13 protein-coding genes and 1 tRNA gene are annotated in these 15,390 nt (G+C 65.8%); 9 read left to right on the plus strand and 5 right to left on the minus strand.

Annotation, left to right across the window (positions count from 1 at the left end; all coding sequences use genetic code 11):
- Positions 1–1,350 carry a TolC family outer membrane protein gene (locus tag LJE61_RS08415; RefSeq protein WP_296909249.1) on the minus strand — a complete coding sequence of 450 codons (1,350 nt, stop codon included), beginning with the start codon at positions 1,348–1,350 and terminating at the stop codon, positions 1–3.
- Between the two features lie 148 nt (positions 1,351–1,498).
- On the opposite strand from LJE61_RS08415, the gene LJE61_RS08420 reads away from it, so the two are divergent.
- Complete coding sequence (locus LJE61_RS08420) at positions 1,499–2,521, plus strand: hydrolase (RefSeq protein ID WP_296909247.1); 1,023 nt, start codon at positions 1,499–1,501, stop codon at positions 2,519–2,521.
- A 40-nt stretch (positions 2,522–2,561) separates the two neighbouring features.
- Here LJE61_RS08420 and LJE61_RS08425 read toward each other — a convergent pair whose 3' ends face one another.
- Positions 2,562–3,455: a hypothetical protein gene (locus tag LJE61_RS08425; protein WP_296909245.1), complete on the minus strand. Its 894-nt coding sequence runs from the start codon at positions 3,453–3,455 to the stop codon at positions 2,562–2,564.
- Between the two features lie 413 nt (positions 3,456–3,868).
- Positions 3,869–5,962 carry a molybdopterin-containing oxidoreductase family protein gene (locus LJE61_RS08430; protein ID WP_296918060.1) on the minus strand — a complete coding sequence of 698 codons (2,094 nt, stop codon included), beginning with the start codon at positions 5,960–5,962 and terminating at the stop codon, positions 3,869–3,871.
- A gap of 113 nt (positions 5,963–6,075) precedes the next feature.
- On the opposite strand from LJE61_RS08430, the gene LJE61_RS08435 reads away from it, so the two are divergent.
- The 8 genes from LJE61_RS08435 (at position 6,076) to LJE61_RS08470 (ending at position 14,414) form a co-directional block, all read left to right on the plus strand.
- On the plus strand, positions 6,076–6,828 hold the full coding sequence (locus LJE61_RS08435; protein WP_296909569.1) for an ATP-binding cassette domain-containing protein: 753 nt from the start codon (positions 6,076–6,078) through the stop codon (positions 6,826–6,828).
- Positions 6,829–6,890: 62 nt separating this feature from the next.
- Positions 6,891–8,549, plus strand: a complete 1,659-nt coding sequence (locus LJE61_RS08440) for an ABC transporter permease/substrate-binding protein (RefSeq protein ID WP_296909568.1) — start codon at positions 6,891–6,893, stop codon at positions 8,547–8,549.
- 788 nt (positions 8,550–9,337) lie between these two features.
- Positions 9,338–10,363: a metallophosphoesterase family protein gene (locus LJE61_RS08445; RefSeq protein ID WP_296909567.1), complete on the plus strand. Its 1,026-nt coding sequence runs from the start codon at positions 9,338–9,340 to the stop codon at positions 10,361–10,363.
- A gap of 14 nt (positions 10,364–10,377) precedes the next feature.
- Positions 10,378–10,899: a c-type cytochrome gene (locus tag LJE61_RS08450; protein ID WP_296918062.1), complete on the plus strand. Its 522-nt coding sequence runs from the start codon at positions 10,378–10,380 to the stop codon at positions 10,897–10,899.
- A 103-nt stretch (positions 10,900–11,002) separates the two neighbouring features.
- Positions 11,003–11,527, plus strand: coding sequence for an Lcl C-terminal domain-containing protein (locus tag LJE61_RS08455; protein ID WP_296909565.1), 525 nt, complete (start codon positions 11,003–11,005; stop codon positions 11,525–11,527).
- Between the two features lie 358 nt (positions 11,528–11,885).
- The gene (locus tag LJE61_RS08460; protein ID WP_296909564.1) at positions 11,886–12,218 is read left to right on the plus strand and encodes a high-potential iron-sulfur protein; all 333 of its coding nucleotides are present in this window, start codon (positions 11,886–11,888) and stop codon (positions 12,216–12,218) included.
- 369 nt (positions 12,219–12,587) lie between these two features.
- A complete protein-coding gene (pufC, locus tag LJE61_RS08465; RefSeq protein ID WP_296909563.1) occupies positions 12,588–13,826 on the plus strand; it encodes a photosynthetic reaction center cytochrome PufC in 1,239 nt (412 codons plus the stop codon).
- A 153-nt stretch (positions 13,827–13,979) separates the two neighbouring features.
- Positions 13,980–14,414: a nuclear transport factor 2 family protein gene (locus LJE61_RS08470; protein WP_296909562.1), complete on the plus strand. Its 435-nt coding sequence runs from the start codon at positions 13,980–13,982 to the stop codon at positions 14,412–14,414.
- 84 nt (positions 14,415–14,498) lie between these two features.
- Here the strand turns inward: LJE61_RS08470 and LJE61_RS08475 are convergent.
- Both LJE61_RS08475 and pgsA read right to left on the minus strand, forming a co-directional pair.
- A tRNA-Gly gene (locus LJE61_RS08475) sits at positions 14,499–14,574 on the minus strand.
- Between the two features lie 238 nt (positions 14,575–14,812).
- A complete protein-coding gene (pgsA, locus tag LJE61_RS08480; RefSeq protein WP_296912690.1) occupies positions 14,813–15,388 on the minus strand; it encodes a CDP-diacylglycerol--glycerol-3-phosphate 3-phosphatidyltransferase in 576 nt (191 codons plus the stop codon).
- Positions 15,389–15,390: the final 2 nt, after the last annotated feature.

Here is a 15,390-nt window from a genome sequence, read left to right on the forward strand (position 1 = left end):
TCAATAGGCCGGGGGAGGAATCATGTCCTCGGGATCGAGCCAGGCGTTCCCCTTGGCGAGGATGTCCCGGGTCAGGGTGCTCGTGGCCTGATGCAGCCGCACACCGTTGATGATGTAGTCGTAGCGCGAGCTCAGATACTCGAACTCGGCCTGGAACAGGAGCCGCTGTGCGTTCAGGACATCCACCTGGGTGCGGGTCCCGACCTCCTGGCCGGCCTGCGTGGACTCGAGCGAGGAGCGTGCGGAGACGACCGCGGCCTGTCTCGCCTTGACGTCTTCGATGCTGGTGAGGACGCCGCGGAAGGCGTCCTTGACCTGTTGGTCAACCTGGCGGCGGGTCTGGTCGAGCCGATCCTGGGCGGCCCGGAAGTTGAAGCCGGCCTGCCGGGTCCGCGACGCGACCGCTCCGCCCTGATAGATGGGCACATTCAGGGTCAGCCCGACGAAGGCCGTGTCGCTGTCGGTGTTGAACTGGGCGCCCGAGCGCGCGAAGTCATAGCCCGCCTGGAGGTCCAAGGAGGGGTAGTGGCCGGAGCGCTCGATCTCGATCGTCTTCTTTGCGGCGCCGACTGCCTCGCTCGCGGCGATGATCCCGTAGTTTGCGCGCAGCGCCGTCTCGGCCCAGACATCGATCTGGTTGGGATCCGGGGGCGCGAGCGGCAGCGTATCCCCAAGCCGAGCCAAGGGTAGCCGGATCGACCCGACGATCGTGCGCAACGCCTCCCAGGCGTTGTCCAAGGCGTTTTTCGCCGTGATCAGGTCGGCCCGGGACCGGTCGAATGCCGCCTGGCTCTCGTTCACATCCGTGATGGCGACCAGGCCCACCTCGAAACGCTGCTTGGACTGCTCGAGCTGACGCTCGTTGGCGCGCACCAGTGATTCCTGCACCCCGACCGCATCGGCCGCGCGCAAGACACGGAAATAGGCCTCGGTGGTATCCACCATCAATGAAATCTCGGCGTCGCGAAACTCCGCCTCGGCCTGAGCGATGAGGTTGTCGGCCTGGCTCAGCGTCATCCAGTTTGCGCGGTTGTAGACCGACTGGCTCACCACGGCCTGCACGCCCTGGGTGCTGAAGTCGTCTCTGCGGCTGAAGCGGCCGAACTGGCTGTTGCCCCTGGCGTCGACATCCTGGTAGTCGACATCGCCGACCACGCCGAGGTTTGGCAAGAGGAGCGCGCGGGCCTGTGGCTTGACCTCGCGGGTGGCGAACAGGGTCTGCTCGGCTTCGCGGAGACGGGGATCGCTCTGGACGGCCATGTCGTAGATCTGCAGGAGATCCTCTGCCCGACTCGCGGAAGCTAGCCCGCACAGCAGTGCGGCGATCAGGGTCGGAAGGCGTGTTCGCATCTTGAGATTCCTTGGTCAGGCCCGCAAGCTCATGTGGCATCCCGAAGGCCGCCAGTATAGGTGACAAGGCGGGCGACTCTCAATCTGCGGGCTCCCGCCCGACCCGGCACCGCCGGTGGCCGAAACCCAGACCGCGGCACATGCACCCATGGGGCAGATCAGACGAAGCAGCTTCCGGCCGGCCTGGTGGCTCCCCGGTGCGCATCTGCAGACCCTCTGGCCGAGCCTCTCACGGGCGCGCCCCCGCGCGGATCTCGTCGCTCGGCGCATCGAGCTGGCGGATGGGGACTTCATTGACCTGGCGATCGGCCGGGGGCCGGGGCCGCGCGTCCTCGTGATCCACGGACTCGAAGGCGGCCTGGAATCGCATTACGCCGCGAGCCTCGTGGCGCGTCTCGAGCGCGAGGGATTCCAGCCTGTCTTCATGTTCCTGCGTGGCTGCTCCGGGGAACCCAACCGGCTCGACCGAGCCTATCACTCGGGGGCGACCGAGGATCTCGCTGAGGTCCTCGCGTCCATGGGCACGGACCCCGAGGGGCCGCCCACCGCGGCAGTCGGCTTCTCCTTGGGTGCCAACCTCCTCCTCAAGTATCTCGGGGAGACCAAGCAGCCGGCGCTCGGCTTCGCGGTCGCCGTCTCGGTGCCCTTCGTCTTACGCGATGCCATGCTCAGGCTGGATCTGGGTCTCTCCAGGATCTACCGCCGCTATCTGGTCGGCAAGCTGAAGGCAAGCGTGGGCCGCAAGTTCGCGACGCGGGACCTCCCGCTCAGCGTCGATCTCGACGCGATCGACGACTTCAATGCCTTCGACGATCGCATCACCGCGCCGCTGAGCGGCTTTGACGGGGTCTTCGACTATTACAATCAGGCGAGCTGCCGGCAGTACCTTCGGCGCATCAGGATCCCGACCCTGATCATTCATGCCCGCGACGATCCGTTCATGTTTCCGAGCACTGTGCCCTGGGAGCACGAGCTGGGACCCGGCGTGACCCTGGAGCTCGCCGACCATGGCGGACATGTCGGCTTCGTCTCCGGACCCTGGCCATGGCGTCCGCACTACTGGCTCGAGAGCCGTATCATCCGGGGGCTGCGCGAGCTGAGCGCCGCTTCACGCCTGGACACCCCGGAAGCGCATGCCACCGCGCCGCCTCGGTGCTCGGGAAAACGCTGAAGCTGAGCGTTTTCCATCCGCCCCCGACGGCCCGGCATGTTCAGGCGCCCGAAGCGCTTGCCGTCTCCATCGCGGCTCCCGGCGGCTCACCGCCGCCCCCTGACCTGCCCGTAAGCGTCCTGAGGACCGCCAGTCCGGCCTGCTTATCCGGGCAACGCAGGATCGCGGAGCGCCCGGCGGTATGCAGGTCGAGGTCCACGCGCACGCCCTCTCCGGCAGCAGCGGCGCACTGCGCCTCGCTGATCGGGACCTCGCCGAACACCGAGATGACGAAGCCACCCGGGATCGAGGGAGGGGGGACAAGGTCGGACCCGTCCACGAGCGCGACCCAGGCGGGGATGAAATCGGGGCCGTAGAAATCGAAGAACCCATTGGATCCGCGCAGGTGTGCCTCGATCGGACGGCCGCCGATCATCTCCAGGTTGCACAGACCCGTATAGCCGCCGAGGTGTTGCTCCACCCAGTACAGGATCGCCGGCTCCAAGTCCGCGAGATCGGCCCCGACCTCCCAATAGAGCGGGCGCTCCCGGTCCCTCTCGTCCGATGCCCGGGTGTGGGCCAGCCAGATGACCTGCCCGTCCCGCACCAGACAGTCACTGCTGGTATGCGGACCGATGAGCCTTTCGCACCAGAAGCTGCCCGGCTCGCTGGGAACGGCGTCCGCTCGCGCGGCACGGGCGCGCACCGCCATCCCCTCGAGGTTGACGATGGGCTTCACGAACACCTGCTCGGCGGGGTCGATGCCATATTCGCGCGGGTCGACGCCGCAGGGCGCCGCGCGCAATCCCGCGTCCAAGGCCAGGGAGAGCTTGTCGTAGACCTGCCGGTGCGCGGGATTGAGACGCCAGGCGGCGGCATCGCTCACCCCAACGGCGCGACGGGGCTGGGGCTGGAAGAGGTGTTGTCGCTCGGGAAGGACACCGATGAAGGGCACGACTCGAAGACCTCTCGTTGGGAGCGCCAAGGGCGCCATGCCAGAACAGGATGGCAGTGCTCACCGGCCGCCCGGCACGCCGTGTCGACCGGCCACCAGCCAGGCGGTTCGGGAAACGCTGTTGCGTTTCCAGACCCGGGCAAAAGGCCCCGGCATGTTCAGGCACCTCAGTGCCAGACTGTGGGGCCTCCCGAGCGTGGCGCCGCTCGCTAGGAGCCTGTCGGACTTGAGACTGATCGACTGCGCCGGCGGGACAGCGGTCCATATCCGACCGATTTCTCGTTACGTAGACCCACTATGCGCCTCGAAATCGGTCGAATCTGTCCTCGCTCTCCCACTCGGCCCGCGACGATCGCTCAAGTCAGGCAGGCTCCTAGGCGAGCTGATGATGGCAGGAATGGCCCTGCATCCGATTATCCTCCGGGCCCGCCCTCGGCCCGCTCGACCTGACAGAGGAGCGACTTGAAGGGCGGGAACCCGCTGATCGGATCCAGGTGCCGGTCGTCGGTCAGCTCGTTGACGTTGGCGCTGTTCCAGCCATGGGTGCAATGGACCACGCCCGACTTGATCCGGTCGGTGACCTTGGCGACGAAGCGCACGGCGCCGCGCGGGGAGCTCACCGTCACCGCATCCCCGTCCCGGATCCCACGGGGCTGTGCATCGCTCGGGTGGATCTCGACCAGAGGGTTGGGGATCGCGCGGCGCATGCGCTGGATATACTGGTGCTGCGAATGGGTGTCGAACTTGGTCCGCGCGCCGCTCGTGAGCACCAGCGGGAAGTCGCGCGCGATCTCCGGGGTCGAGACGGGGCTCTCGGCCGGCTCCCGGTAGATCGGAAGGCCGTCGTAGCCGGCCTCGCGCAGCTCGACGGAATCGAGCTCGACCTTGCCGCTGCGTGTCGGGAAGCCCTTCAGGCGGTACAGGCGATCGGCGTCGAGGTACCCCTGATCGACGAGATCGTCGATTGCCTGTGCAAACACGGTCACCCCGTCGGGGTTCTCGTAGACCTCGCGGCGAATCTCCTCCGGGATCCCTTCCGCGGCCTCGGCCCAGGATGCCTCCAGGTCGCCATTCCAGAATTGCTCGGCCATGCCGAGGCGCACGCCCAGCTCGAGGAAGATCTCCCCGTCCGGGCGGGCTTCACCCTTCGGCGACACCACCGGGTGCCGATACCGGATCTCACCCTGGTAGGCGCACCCCGGATAGGCGATCAACGCCGGGCGCTCCAGGTTGGTCGCCGCCGGCAGCACGATGTCGGCCTGGCGGGTGGCGGGGTTGTGGAAGAAGTCGGTCACCGCGAAGAAATCGAGCTGCCCCAGCGCCTGCTCGACCCGCTTGGAGTTGGGCCACATCGCGGTATTGATCCCCATCGCCAGCAAGGCGCGGATCCGCTGGGGCCTCCCGTCGAGGATACAGTCCGGCAGCAGCATGCTCTGCGCGGCCGGCCAGTAGCGGGTCCAGATCGGATAGACCTCGTCGCCGACGCGCGGCGGCAGGTGGCTGCGGCAATGATCGAAGAGCTCGATGGGCTTGGGCGTGATCTTGTCGTTGAAGAAGCGGTTGCCGCCTTCGCGATCCAGGTTGCCGGTCACCGCGGACAGGAGGATCAGGGCGCGATGGCTCTGGAAGCCATTGCTGTGCTGGACAGTGGCGGTGGGTGAGAGCGTAATCTGGGCCGGCCTGGTGGTCGCAAACAGCTCGGCCGCAGCACGCAGATCCGCCTCCCTGATGCCACAGATGGACGCGACGCGGTCGGGCGGGAACTCCCGAATGTACTCGCGAAAGGCATCGACCCCACTCGCCCATTCGTCCAGGAAGGCCTGATCCTGCCAGCCGTTGGCGAAGATCAAATGATGGAAGCCGAGCGCCAGGGCACCATCCGTCCCCGGGCGAATCTGCAGATGGATCTCGGCCTGCTCGGCCATTGGCGTGCGGCGCGGATCGACCACGATGAAGCGGCGACCGGCCCGGGGTAGCACCAAGGGGTGGGTATCGAAAGGCGGGATCGACCCGCGCGGGTTCGTCGACCAGACGAGGACGAGACGTGATTTGTGGGAGACCACCGTCGAGGTCGTCTTGATCTTGTAGCCGAAGGTCAGCTTTTCGGCGACCATGGTCGCCGAGAAACAGCAGCCGCTCTCGGTCATGTAGTTGGGCGAGCCGAAGGCATGGGCGAGCCGCTGCAGCTGCGGCCTGGCCTCTTTGGTGTACCCTGCGAAGAACCCGACCGCCGGCGCGCCGTGCTCGGCCTTGACGGCGGCGAGACGCTCGGCGATGGTGCCCAGTGCCTCGTCCCAGGAGACGCGCTCGAGCTGGCCGCTCCCGCGCGGACCGACGCGCTTGAGCGGATAGAGCAGCCGCTCGGGGTGATTCCGCCGATCCAGTTGGGCGTAGCAGCGCGGGCAGTCCGGCCCCTTGACGCGGATCGGCTCGCCGCTGTCGTCGATCTCCACCTGGATCGGGCAGTTGGCATCACACTCATAGCAGGTGCTCGGTTTCCACGACATGGGGGGTTGTCCTGAGGGTCCGTTGGGCGCTGTCCTGCAATGCGAGTCTCCGCGCGCGAATTCAAGCGTCCTACCCGCGTCCAAACAGGCGCGTCCGACGAGGGGGTCAGCCCATGCTGCGATTCGAAGGGGTGTGGAAAGGGTACGGCGGGGCACCCGCCCTCGCGGGTGTCGACCTGGAGGTGCCGGAGGCCCGGACCACCGTTCTGATCGGCCCGAGCGGTTGCGGCAAGTCGACCCTGCTGCGTCTGGCCGCCGGTCTGATCCGGCCCGACCGTGGCCGGATCTGGTTCGAGGGTGAGCCGTTACGTCCAGACCGGCTGCGCCCCGCCCGCCTGCGCATGGGGTACATGATCCAGGACGGCGGTCTCTTTCCGCACCTGACGGTGCGTGACAATGTGACGCTCATGGCTCGCGAGCTCGGCTGGCCGCGTGATCGCCGCGAACCGCGCCTGGCGGAGCTTGCGGAGATGGTCCAGCTCCCGGCGGACCTGCTTGCACGCTACCCGATCGAGCTCTCCGGCGGGCAGCGACAGCGCGTGGCGTTGATGCGCGCCCTCATGCTCGACCCTGATCTCCTCCTGCTCGACGAGCCGCTCGGTGCGCTTGACCCTATGATCCGATTCGAGCTCCAGCGCGAGCTCAAGGCGATCTTCGCCCGTCTGGGCAAGACGGTGCTCCTGGTGACCCATGACCTGGCCGAGGCGGTCTTCTTCGGGCATCGACTGGTCCTTCTGCGCGCCGGTCAGGTCGTCCAGCAGGCCGCGCCGAGCGTACTCCTCGCGCGACCCACCGAGCCCTTCGTCGCCCGTTTCGTCGAAGCCCAGCGCGAGCCACAGCGGGTCCTGCTCGGAGCGGTGGGATGACGTGCCAGGCCCGGCGCGCGACGCCGCACAGAGCGGTCACGCCGGAAAGGCGCGAGACACCCATGACCTTTGATCGACGGACGCTTCGCCGTGCCGGTGACGACCGAGTCGGAGCCAAGCCACAGAGACGCTTGGGGTCCTTTGCGCCTTGGCCACTCGAGCGCTCGGATCCGGCACGGCGGCTCGCGACCATTCTGGTGCTGCTCCTGATCGCCATCGCGCTCGCCGGCTGGTCGCCCGGGCCGCTTGCCGAGGACGTCGCGCCACGCCCCGTCACCATCGGCTCGAAGAAGTTCACTGAATCGGTGATCCTGGGCGAGACCCTGCGTCTGCTCGCGCTCGACGCCGGCCAGCCGGCCCGTCATCGCGCCGAGCTCGGTGGTACGCGCATCCTCTGGGGCGCCCTCTTGAGCGGCGAGATCGACATCTACCCGGAATACAGCGGCACCCTGACCCGCGAGATCCTGGCGGGCGAGGACGTCGGGTCGCCGGAGTCACTCGCGGCGGCGCTCGCCACCCGGGGGATTCGGGTCTCGGCGTCGCTCGGCTTCCAGAATACCTACGCGGTCGCGGTGCCCGCCGCCCTCGCCGAGCGGCTTGAGCTCCGGCAGATCTCGGACCTTCAGGCCCACCCCGATCTCATGCTCGGCTTCAGCAGCGAGTTCCTCGATCGCGCCGACGGCTGGCCTGGTCTGAGACAGCGCTACCGGCTGCCCCAGACGCGCGTGAAGGGCTTGGATCATGACCTCGTCTACCGAGGCATCGCCGCCGGGCACATCGACGTGACCGTCGTCTACACCACGGATGCCGAGATCGCCCGTTACGGGTTGCGGATGCTCGAGGACGACCTCGGCTATTTCGCAGACTACGAGGCGATCCTGCTCTACCGCGCCGAGCTGGCCGCGGAGGCGCCGGCCGCGCTCGCCGCCTTCCACCGTCTCGAGGGAAAGGTCGACGAGGCGACCATGGCGCGCATGAACGCGAAGGTCAAGCTGGGTGGTGCCTCGGAGCAGGCGGCCGCCGTCGACCTCCTCTCGGAGACCCTCGGCCTCTCCGTCAGCGTGTCGGCGCAAGGCTTCTGGGGCCAGATGGCCCGGCGCACGCTCGAGCACCTCGGCCTGGTCGCTGCGTCGCTCACCGCGGCCATTCTGCTGGCGGTGCCGCTCGGCGTGCTGGCGGCGCAGCACCCCCGGCTCGGCCAGCTGCTGCTGGCCATCACGGGGATGATCCAGACCATTCCGTCCCTCGCCCTGTTCGTCTTTCTGATCCCCTGGCTCGGGATCGGCTGGCTGCCAACGGTCGTGGCCCTCTTCCTCTACAGCCTGCTCCCCATCATCCGCAACACCCACGCCGGTCTCACAGACATCCCGGTGCCGATCCGCGAATCGGCGGACGTGATCGGACTGACCCGGGGCGCTCGCCTGCGCCTCGTGGAGCTTCCGCTCGCCGCCAACACCATCCTGGCCGGGATCAAGACCTCCGCGGTTCTCAACGTCGGCACCGCCACGGTCGCCGCACTGATCGGCGCAGGCGGCTATGGCCAGCCGATCCTCACCGGGATCCGGCTGGACGACACCGCGCTCATCATGCAAGGCGCTGTCCCCGCCGCCCTCCTCGCCCTCGCCTTGCAGGGCGTGTTCGAGCTCGCCGAGCACTGGGTCGTGCCGCGCGGACTGCGCCCGCGCAAGACGCGGGGCGCGAGCGTCGAGAAGGCGATCTGAGTGACACTGCCCGCCGGTGGCGATCTGACGTTGGCCGGAATGCCAACACCCGCGAAACCCTTCCGTCTGACCGCGTGCGACGCCTGGCCGGACGGTTGACCGAGCACCCTGCGTCCGGCGTCGGTTCTCTATTCGCGCTCGGATGAACACCAGTCGGTCGACCAAGACCACACGCATGCGGCGGCTTGTCGATTCGTGCGCGGATGCGTTCGACGATTCCAGCGTATTAGCACTCACCCATGGACCTGCCGCTCACATGGGGGTGCATATTTGTGATTGCTTATTTAATAACATTCGTGACATTTGACATCGCCGGATCCGACCGGAGCCGATACGGAAGGCATCCCGGATCACGATTCATCGGCACTTGTCTCGAAACGGTAAGAAGCACTTGACGCGAACGCACGGCGCCCCCAATACTGATTGGCCGGTGACCAGATGCGCCGCGCGGGTTCGCCGCTGAGCCGAGCGAGACCGCCGCCGCACTGCCGACGACGAGGCGATGGTTCAAGACGCTGGGGTACAGCGCATACCGGTTGGGCGGAGGCATCTCATTGCGGTGAGACCGCCACGAACGGCATTGTGAGGACAGGTGTCGGCGTATAGCGCGAACAAATAAGGAGCCCCGCGCTGCACTCTCTTCACGATGCCGAGTATAGAGAAGAGAGCGCTGGAGTCCGGAAGATTCAACGCCTCGACTTAAATCTCTTGAATTTTCCAGGAGTGTCTCTAGTCTCCGCCTGCGGTTAAAGCAGGCAGGTTCCCATCAAGAAATGAGGATGAGATAAGTGGCAAACATCGAAGATCTGAGCAGACGGCGTTTTCTGGGTTTTGCAGGCAAGGCGGGATTGACCACATTGGTCGCCCAGGCTGTCGGAGTAAATCTCGGTCTGGTGAAGGTCGCGGGCGCGGCGAGCGGCAAGCGGGTCGTGACACCGTTCAGCTTCGCGATCATCAGCGACGCACACCTCTATAGCATCGACAATCACAAGTTCGACACTCAGCTCGCTGACGCGGTCGCGCAGGTGAATGCGATGGACCCGCTGCCCGATTTCGTCGTGTTCGGCGGCGATGTCGCGCAGAATGGGACCGAGGACCAACTGGTCAAGGGAAGCAAGATCCTCTCGAAGCTGAAGGTGCCGGTCAGATACATCCCGGGCGAGCACGATTGGTATCTCGACATGGGCGACGCCTGGCGTGGACTCTTCGGCGACGAGACCTGGTCGTTCGATCACAAAGGTGTCCACTTCATCGGCCTGAACTCCATCCTGGTCAAGGACTTCTGGACCGGGGCCGGACTGTCGCCGAAGGAGCGGATGACCGTCATGGAGATGCTCGAAAGCCCGATCGCCGGCCCTTGGGGCGTGCATGAGAAGCAGCTCGAGTGGCTCGAGAAGGACGTCAAGGATCTGCCCGCGGATACCCCGATTGTCGTCTTCACACACTCGCCGCTGTGGGACTACTACCCACGCTGGAATTTTCAGACCTCCGATGCGCCCGAGATCCGCGAGATCCTGTCGAAGTTCGACAATGTGATGTCTTACCACGGCCACGTGCATCAGACCCTCTACAACCGGATCGGCAATATGTCTTCCGTCGCTGCCATGAGCACTTCCTGGCCCTGGCCCTATCCACCGGTCGAGCTGGCCTTCCCGGAAACACAGATGAATCGGGCGGACCCGTCGATCGCGACCGACGGACAGGGCATCCAGCTCATCAATCTGTCCGAGGACTTCACCGGCCTGGTGCAATACAAGCCGTTTGAGGACTCGCTGACACCATTCATGCAAGACGGATTCAAGGTTCCGGTCTGAGAGGGGAGTTGAGAATGAAAGCAAACAGCAAAGTCGTGCGCCTGGCGTGCGTCGGATTGGCCGCGTCTACCGTCCTCGCAGTGGGTTCGGTGTCTGCCCGTGCGCCGTTCACGGACGAGGAGCTGGCGGAGCAGAAGGACGCCTTGTACAACCTGGTCGATCAAGGCTATCAGATGTGGCATGGCAGCAAGCCGAGCATGACGACCAACGGCCTCGCCTGCGGCAACTGCCATCCCGACGCCGCTGCTTCAAATCCGCAGACCTTTCCGAAATACATGACCATGTACGGCAAGGTGATCCCGTGGCGGGAGATGGCGAACTGGTGCATCGAAAACCCCCAGTTGGGTGAGCGCCTCGACGTCAACAGCGATGACATGACGGCAATGGAGGCGTATGCCTTCTACATGCACCGCGGCAAGCCAATCGAGCCGGGTCTGGCGACGCGGCAAACGAAACCCGTCGCCGTCGAGTTCGGGACCGGCTACAAGCGGGAGCCTACGGGTATCGGCTTCGACACCAAGTCGTATCAACCCTGATCTGGTGTCCGCGGGCGGCTAGCATCCGCGGGTAGGAGTCAACGCACGAGGCGACGGAGCGCCTCGTGCGTCAGTTTGATTTCGGTGGATACGGCAGACTCTCATGCGGCCCCTTGCCCTTGGTATCTTGTTCTTCTGCTTTGGACAGGTGAGCGCGGAACAACTCTGCGACACCAGTGCGTTTCCGCTCTCCGCGCCAACTGAACGTTTCGAAGACAACAACGATGGTACCGTCACTGACATCGCATCCCGACTCATGTGGATGCGTTGTTCCATCGGGCAGACCTGGTCTCAGGGTCAATGTGCCGGAGACGCCAGTCGGCACACTCGGACGTCGGCCGATGCCCAAGCGGAGAGCCTCAATCAGGGTGGAACCCAGTTTTACAATGACTGGCGGGTTCCGACCTTGCGGGAGCTGGCCTCGATTACCGAGCGCCAGTGCACGAACCCCAGGATCAACCTCGAAATCTTCCCGGGGACCCCGTCAGGGCGGTACTGGACCGCATCGCCCGTGGTCGGGCCGGAAGCAGCGTCGCACGCCTATTCGATCGGCTTTGGGACCGAGGGGGTTGCCCGGTCATCGACCGAGGAGGAGCACTATGTTCGGCTGGTCCGCTTCGATCAGTGAAGCCGCCGATCCCTACAAAGGTCTGAACGGCCATGCCGGCGAACCGCATCCATGCAGGGACGCGCTCAGACCGGGCCGGAGGCCCGGCCATTTAGGCAGCATCAATGGCTGAATCGTGAGCGGAGGCGGAAAACACGTTTCCCTCATCTGGGGCGGTTCTGGCCAGGGACGACCAATCATCAGCGTTTGAAAGAAGCGAGATCAATGTCGTAACGCGGCGGCAGTCGCCATCGCCCCGGACTGCCACGCGTTCGCGTTGAGAGAACGGGCGACGAGCCCGCAATGACCGGAAGGGCTCAGGAGCGCCTTCCCTCTATATAACTGACGACCTTCGTCAACTGAGATTCGGAGTGCCACCATGCCCACATGCAATCGCAGAACCTTCATGCTCCAGGTCGCCGCCGGCGCCTCTGCCCTGGCGTTGAGCCGCTTGAGCGCCGCCGAGGAGGAGGCAAAGAAAGAGCCACTGACCGAATCGGACGCCTATGCGAAGTCCATGGGCTTCCGCCTGGACACCAACCAGGTCGATCAGGCCAAGTACCCGAAGCACACGCCCGACCAGTCGTGCAGCAAATGTCAACTCTACTCGGGTGAGCCGGGTGACGAGCTCGGTCCCTGCTCGTTCTTCGGCGGCCGATTGGTCCCGCCGACCGGTTGGTGCCGGAACTTCAAACCGCAAGGCGCAGCCTAGAGCGGATTGCCGGTCGCGCACGCGACCGGCAATCCGCTCACGCCCGCAGCGGCACCCTGCCGTCGAGGCGGGATTCCGCCCGACGCTGCCCTTCCCCTCCGCTCGACCGATCCAAGCCGCCGGCATCGCTTCCCGGCCCGCACTGGCCCTCCGGCATCCCGCACCCGGTGGGCCACCTCGCGGTCGACGCCGTCTCTGCACCGCACTCCAGAAAAGGCCGTGACAACAAACGTTGACAAACGGCAGTGTCAGGCTAGTCTGACACTGAATGCACCTGTTTCGAGCGATACCAATAACGCCGGCCAGCCCGCGCGTGTTCACGTGCTTCTCAAGACGGCCTGAGGGAAGCCACGTGTGGAGGGTCTACCCATGGGACGTCATCCAGGCAACCCGGTTCGAGTGTCGTCGCAATCGCCGCTGCCCGCGCGTCCATGCAAGGGCAGGCCTGACTTCGATGAATGCGCGGCCTGGTCGGGAGATGCCGGGGCCCGTCGCACGGGGACGGGACTGTGGGCGACGCGCGTCCGCATCGTGATGGCGGCGGCTCTCCTGTGCGGCCTGGTGGTTCTGTCAGGGTGCGAGCAACCGCAGTCCGTGCAATGGGGGTATCGCGGCACCTCCATGATCCACCTGGACAAGCCGGGTCGCCTGGAATCCACCGGCAACCTCCACGCCATTCCGCCGCCGGAGCCCCGTGACCCGCCTGACCCGACGATACCGCTTGCCGGAGAGGTGAACCAGAACGTTCAGGTCCTGAACGATCTGGACGCGCTTGAGTTCGCGCGCCTGATGCAGGCGATCTCCGTCTGGGTCGCACCCGAGCAGGGGTGCGTCTACTGCCACAACACCGAGAATCTGGCGTCGGACGAGAAATACACCAAGCTCGTCTCCCGCAGCATGCTGAAAATGACGCGCCAGATCAACGAGTATTGGAAGACGCACGTCGCCGGCACAGGCGTCACCTGCTGGACCTGCCATCGCGGTCAGCCGGTGCCGTCTGACATCTGGTTTACCGATCCGGGGCCGAAGACAGCATCCGCCACGCTCCTCGGTCGCGGCGGGCAGAATACGGCCGGCATCCAGACGATTGCCAACGCGGCGCTGCCGTATGACCCCCTGACGCCGTTCCTGGCCGCGGACAATGCCATTGCCGTGCAGGGCACCACGGCGCTCCCCACGGGCAACCGCAAGTCGATCAAGCAGACCGAATGGACTTACGCGCTGATGATGTACATCTCCAACTCGCTCGGGGTCAACTGTACCTATTGTCATCAGACCCGCTCCATGGGGGTCTGGGAGCAGAGCACACCTCAACGTGTGACCGCTTGGCACGGCATCCGGATGGTCCGCGAGCTGAACAACGCCTTCCTGCTCCCGTTGCAGCCGCTCTACCCCGGTGAACGGCTGGGCGCCAAGGGCGACGCGCCAAAGGTCGGCTGTTCGACCTGCCACAAGGGCGTCTTCAAACCGCTGTACGGGGTCAGCATGCTCGGCGACTATCCCGAGTTGGCGAGGGTCATGACCGAGCGACGCCCGCGGATGGAGCAGCCGACCCCGGAAGCCCCGGCGGCGGCAGAAGGCGCTGGCGCGCCGGGCCCCAACCCATAAAACCCTGGCTCTGCAAGCAGCGCCGTCGAAAATCGACCGGCAAGGCAGGTGTGTGCCGGGCGCTGCGCTGAGCGGCCCGGCGGCGGGCCGCCATTTCGGACACCGGCGGCCGGGACATGCATCCAGGTTGGCCGACACGAAACCAGGGGAACTATGCATCGTTACGCAACCCCGGACGAGGCGGAAACGGCGTACTACACCGCCTTCGCGGCCACCGACGTCGCGCTCATGGGCGAGGTCTGGACCGAGACGGCCGCTGCCGTCTGTGTCCATCCGGGCGGTGATCTGCTCTCAGGTCGAGCCGAGGTGCTCCGCAGCTGGGCGGACATCCTCAATGGCGCCCAGCTCCCAGAGGTCCGTTACCGGGTGCTCCAACGCATGACATCTGATCAACTGGCCGTGCATCTGGTGGAGGAGCTGATTCGCCCCAGCCACTCCCGAGACGCGCCCAACCGAGTCCTCGCGACCAACGTCTATCATCGAGCCACCGACGGTTGGCGGATGGTCGCCCATCACGCATCGCTCCCGCTCATGACCGCGCGACCGAAGCCCGCGGACGCGGCACCGCCAACCAGGCGAGTCCACTGACCGCCCGACAGACACGAACGGCGGGGGCGCCGGCAACCCAAACGCAGACGGCGGCCCCTTGGGGCCGCCGTCTTGATCAGGATCTGGAGCGGGAAACGAGACTCGAACTCGCGACCCCAACCTTGGCAAGGTTGTGCTCTACCAACTGAGCTATTCCCGCTTACGAACGCGTTAGTCTAAGAGCTTTCTCGCAGCTGTCAAGCCTGGCAGCCTGCCCCAGTAGCCCTGAAGGTCACTGTGACGACAAGGCGTCCCCGGTCGCCCTGTATCCGCGAAGTCGACGCCCTGCCCGGCTCGAGCGCCGTCGGGTCGCCGCACCGGCCAAAGATGTCCCAGCAGAAGCTCAGGCCAGTCGCAACGCCGCCTCGATGAGCTGGGATGGGGACCATGCGGATCGGCTAGCGGCGCCCCGGGACACCGACCTGACCTGAGAGACTCGGCCAGGCCGCGCGGAGATACAGGATCATGGACCAGAGGGTCAGGACCGCGGCGACGTGCAGAAGGATCAGTCCCAGGCCATAGACCCAGGGGCCGAATGCCGTGTCTCGCAGGATCAGCAGGACGATCGAGATCATCTGCGCGGTGGTCTTGATCTTGCCGGTCTTCGAGACCGCCACCTTCGCGCGCGCGCCGATCTCGGCCATCCACTCGCGCAGCGCGGAGACCGTGATCTCGCGCCCGATGATGACCATGGCGGGCAGCGCCACCAGAACCCGTGGGTCGGACTGGACCACGAGCACAAGCGCGACCGCGACCATCAGCTTGTCGGCGACGGGATCGAGGAAGGCGCCGAGGGCCGAGGTCTGCTCCCAGCGTCGCGCCAGATAGCCGTCGAGCCAGTCGGTCAAGGCGGCGGCGCCGAAGACCGCGGCGGCCACGTAGGGCGCCCAGGAGGCCTCGGCATAGAACACGATGACAAAGACCGGGATCAGCAGGATCCGGAGCATCGTCAGGATGTTGGGTGTGTTCCACATGG

The organism is Thiocapsa sp. (assembly GCF_022340925.1).
Classification (GTDB): Bacteria; Pseudomonadota; Gammaproteobacteria; order Chromatiales; family Chromatiaceae; genus Thiocapsa.

What these genes read in the sequence shown, in the direction of transcription:
- LJE61_RS08415 (WP_296909249.1), bottom strand. Translation starts at nt 1,350, where the DNA reads ATGCGAACACGCCTTCCGACCCTGATCGCCGCACTGCTGTGCGGGCTA.
- LJE61_RS08420 (WP_296909247.1), top strand. Translation starts at nt 1,499, where the DNA reads ATGGGGCAGATCAGACGAAGCAGCTTCCGGCCGGCCTGGTGGCTCCCC.
- LJE61_RS08430 (WP_296918060.1), bottom strand. Translation starts at nt 5,962, where the DNA reads ATGTCGTGGAAACCGAGCACCTGCTATGAGTGTGATGCCAACTGCCCG.
- LJE61_RS08435 (WP_296909569.1), top strand. Translation starts at nt 6,076, where the DNA reads ATGCTGCGATTCGAAGGGGTGTGGAAAGGGTACGGCGGGGCACCCGCC.
- LJE61_RS08440 (WP_296909568.1), top strand. Translation starts at nt 6,891, where the DNA reads ATGACCTTTGATCGACGGACGCTTCGCCGTGCCGGTGACGACCGAGTC.
- LJE61_RS08450 (WP_296918062.1), top strand. Translation starts at nt 10,378, where the DNA reads ATGAAAGCAAACAGCAAAGTCGTGCGCCTGGCGTGCGTCGGATTGGCC.
- LJE61_RS08455 (WP_296909565.1), top strand. Translation starts at nt 11,003, where the DNA reads ATGCGGCCCCTTGCCCTTGGTATCTTGTTCTTCTGCTTTGGACAGGTG.
- LJE61_RS08460 (WP_296909564.1), top strand. Translation starts at nt 11,886, where the DNA reads ATGCCCACATGCAATCGCAGAACCTTCATGCTCCAGGTCGCCGCCGGC.
- pufC (WP_296909563.1), top strand. Translation starts at nt 12,588, where the DNA reads ATGGGACGTCATCCAGGCAACCCGGTTCGAGTGTCGTCGCAATCGCCG.
- LJE61_RS08470 (WP_296909562.1), top strand. Translation starts at nt 13,980, where the DNA reads ATGCATCGTTACGCAACCCCGGACGAGGCGGAAACGGCGTACTACACC.
- pgsA (WP_296912690.1), bottom strand. Translation starts at nt 15,388, where the DNA reads ATGTGGAACACACCCAACATCCTGACGATGCTCCGGATCCTGCTGATC.